The sequence below is a fragment of the Spirosoma litoris genome (assembly GCF_054776755.1).
Genome location: NZ_BAAHBI010000016.1, coordinates 1 through 3,979, shown reverse-complemented (window position 1 = coordinate 3,979; position 3,979 = coordinate 1). Strand labels below are relative to the sequence as shown.

At 54.6% G+C, this 3,979-nt stretch carries 1 protein-coding gene; it reads left to right on the top strand.

Annotation, left to right across the window (positions count from 1 at the left end):
- Window positions 1–316: 316 nt before the first annotated feature.
- A partial coding sequence (locus ACYVGR_RS11955) for a hypothetical protein (protein ID WP_460956813.1) occupies window positions 317–3,979 on the top strand: 3,663 nt, incomplete at its 3' end.

The following is a 3,979-nucleotide window of genomic DNA, read 5'->3' as shown; positions in this document are numbered from 1 at the left end:
GGGAGTTATGATGTGAATCGGCTCAACAACGTCTACGCTCGTATCATCAATGGCCTGTAAAGTGGCCTTTGCTTGGTTGCTTTTGGTGTTCCCGCACTGACCGGGCCAGAAGCTTAGGGGTTAGTATATATGTATCAGTTTTCTGGTATTGTGTTTTATTCAGGCTCCAATTGGAGCCTATTTTTTTGTGATATAAGGTAGAATGTCGAAAACGAGCAAAAGAATGTCGAAAATGGGTTAACAGCGAAGGTGGGATTGAGGGGAGTTTTGGGGTAGTCTAAATGGGCTACAACCAGCACAAGCCTCTGATCCGTTTATGAACCGTTTCTACTCACAACAAACCCATTGGGTTGGCCTTTTTCGGGCTACTTTCTTTTTCTCATTCCGACAGGTTGCTACCTGCGCGGGGGCTACCCGATATTTCTTTGGGAGGCAGGGCCAGCAAAGTCTCTGGCTACTGGCATTGCTACTTTTCTCAAACTCGTTACTGGCTCAGGACTGGAACCAGATCATTAAAACGGCGGCATCAGACCGACGCACACTCACCTCCTCAGGCAGAGGATCGGGTGATAATTTTGGTACATCAATCGCTATTGATGGGGACTATGCCGTAGTAGGAGCGCCTTATGAATCTGAGGATGCTAATGGCAATACTATGCTGGGGTATGCAGGTTCGGCCATCGTGTTTAAGCGCGTGAACGGCACCTGGACCCAGATCAAAAAGCTGGTGGCCGCTGACCGGGAATCTGGTGATTTGTTTGGCAGTTCAGTGGCTATCAGTGGTGGCCTGATTGTAGTAGGAGCCTACCTGGAAGACCAGGATGCTACGGGTGGCAATCCACTTTTAAATTCAGGCTCGGCTTATGTGTTCAGCCAGAACCAGGGGGGCACTGATAACTGGGGGCAGGTCAAAAAGCTGGTAGCTACTGACCGAGCAGTTATTGCTCGGTTTGGCTATTCGGTGGCCATCAATGGCAATACTGTTGTGGTGGGTACTCCTGGGGAATCTCGTGATGCTGAAGGGGGAAATCAGATGAATACTGCGGGTGCGGCCTATGTATTCACCCAGAACCAGGGCGGGGCTGATAACTGGGGACAGGTCAGGAAACTGGTAGCCTCAGACCGGGGGCCAACTGATACCTTTGGCTGGTCGGTGGGCATCAGTGGTAGTCTGGTTGTGGTGGGAGCCTACCGAGAAGATGAAGATGCAGCAGGAGGTAATTCACTCAGTAATTCGGGTTCGGCCTATGTGTTCAGCCAGAACCAGGGAGGCACCGACAACTGGGGCCAGATTAAAAAGCTGGTAGCCGCTGACCGGGCAGCGGATGATGATTTTGGCTCTTCGGTAGCCATTAGTGGAAGTCTGATTGTGGTGGGGGCCTATTGGGAAAATGAAGATGCTACGGGGAGCAATACACTTATAAAAGCGGGTTCAGCCTACGTGTTCAGCCAGAACCAGGGGGGCACCGACAATTGGGGACAGGTCAAAAAGATTGTTGCCAGCGACCGGGGAGCTGGGGATACATTTGGTGTTTCAGTGGGTATCAGCGGTAGTACGATTGTGGTGGGAGCGCCTATAAATTCTGGAGATGCTGCTGGTGGCAATATGCTAAGCGGTGCTGGAGCCGCCTACGTGTTCAACCAGAACCAGGGGGGAGCGGGTAACTGGGGACAGGTCAAAAAGATTGTCGCCAGCGACCGGGGAGCTGGCGATCAGTTTGGCATTTCGGTGGGCATCAGTGGTAGTCTGGTTGTGGTAGGAGCCTATCAGGACGGCGAAGACGCTACGGGTGGGAATACGCTGACGGGTGCAGGTTCGGCGTATGTGTTCAATCAGAACCAGGGCGGTACAGGCAACTGGGGGCAGGAGCAGAAAGTGACCCTAATGGATTATGTGGGTGGACAGCAGTATGGTTTCTCAGTTGCCATTGATGGCGATTATGCAGTGGTAGGGGCTTATCAGGATTATACGGATGCCAGTAGTGGTCAGCCTCTGCTCAATGCAGGCTCGGCCTATGTGCTCAAACGTCAGAACGGCACCTGGACCCAGATCAAAAAGCTAGTCGCAGCTGATCGGGACGCTAATGATGGATTTGGCTATTCCGTAGCTATCAGCGGCAATACCATTGTGATAGGTGCCAATCAGGAAGATGACGATGCTGCCGGGGGGAATACGCTTATTGACGCGGGTTCGGCCTATGTATATAGCCAGAACCAGGGTGGTGCCGACAACTGGGGCCAGGTTAAAAAGCTGGTCGCTTCGGACCGGGGAGCCGACGATCAGTTTGGTATTTCGGTGGCCGTCAGTGGCAGTCTGATTGTGGTGGGAGCTATTTTTGAAGAAGACGGGACGGGTGGTAACTCGCTCCCAAGTGCGGGTTCGGCCTATGTGTTCAGTCGGGATCAAGGGGGTGCTAATAATTGGGGGCAGGTCAAAAAACTGGTCGCTTCGGACCGGGGAGAAGGGGACCTATTTGGCTATTCAGTGGCTATCAGTGGTAATACCATTGTGATAGGTGCCTACAATGAAGCGGATGATGCTGTAGGCGGTAATCCGGTGATGGGTGCGGGTTCAGCCTACGTATTCAGTCAAAACCAGGGGGGGACGGATACCTGGGGTCAGGTGAAAAAGCTGGTGGCTTCGGATCGGGGGACGTATGTTTATTTTGGCTATTCGTTGGCCATCAATGGCAACACCATCGTGGTAGGTGCCTACAGGGACTCTGGAGATGCTGCAGGAGGTAATACACTTACTTTCGCTGGATCGGCTTACGTATTCAGCCAGAATCAGGGCGGTACGGATAACTGGGGCCAGGTGAAAAAGCTGGTGGCTGCTGACCGGGGAGCCAATGATTATTTTGGTCAGTCAGTGGGCATCAGCGGTAGTACGATTGTGGTAGGTTCCGTTGGAGACTCTGAAGATGCCGCAGGAGGTAATACACTCGCATTCGCTGGATCGGCTTACGTATTCAGCCAGAATCAGGGGGGAGGAGGCAACTGGGGCCAGGTGCAGAAACTGGTGGCTTCCGACCGGTCAGCTAATGATGGTTTTGGCTATTCGGTAGCCATCAGCGGGAACCGGATCGTAGCGGGGGCCTACCAGGACGATGAAGATGCTTCGGGAGCCAACACTCTTACCAATGCCGGTTCGGCTTATTTCTTTGAGTCGACGGGGATTACTCTTTCGGGTTTTATCGCCAGTCCGGCCACCATTTGTGCAGGCAGTGTGACCAGCTTCTCCGCTACCATCGGCAACCTGACCGGCAGCTACAGCTTCACCCTCACCAACGGCAGCAGCACCACCAGCGCAACAGCCAGCTCGCCCACCCTGAGTCAGCCCTGGACAACTTCCGGCAGCGGCACCCAGAGCTTCACCCTGATAGTCAGTCAGAACGGCAACGCCACCACGGCCATCACATCCCTTTCGGTCAACGCCACGCCCTCGGCCAGCATCCTTCCTTCGAATCCGATTCTGAGCTGCACCACCACCAGCCTTAGCCTGACCGCTACGGGCGGGGGCACTTACCTGTGGAGCAACAGTAGCCCCAATGCTATTCTGCCAGTTACCACACCGGGCACCTATTCGGTGCTGGTGACCGGCTCCAATAGCTGTACGGCTTCGGCTACTACCACCGTCAGCAGCAACACCGTGCTAAGTCTTTCGACGGGAGTAACCTTACCCCAGGCCAATGTGGGGGTGGTGGTGAGCCTATCGGCCAGTGGGGCCACCTCCTACCAGTGGACCGCTCCTTCGACGGTCTTGCTGACCAGCCCCACCACCGGCTCAGCCCTGTCGGCCAGCCTGACCACAGCCGGGGTGCAGACCTTTACCCTGGTGGGCACGACCGGGGTTTGTTCCCAGAGTGCGCTGGTGAGTGTGACAGCCCTGGCCGGTCCCGATCTGTCGCCTATCATCCTGATGCCGGAGGGTAACTTCGCGGCCGGAGAGACCAAGGGGTTGCTGATGAAACTCCAGGAG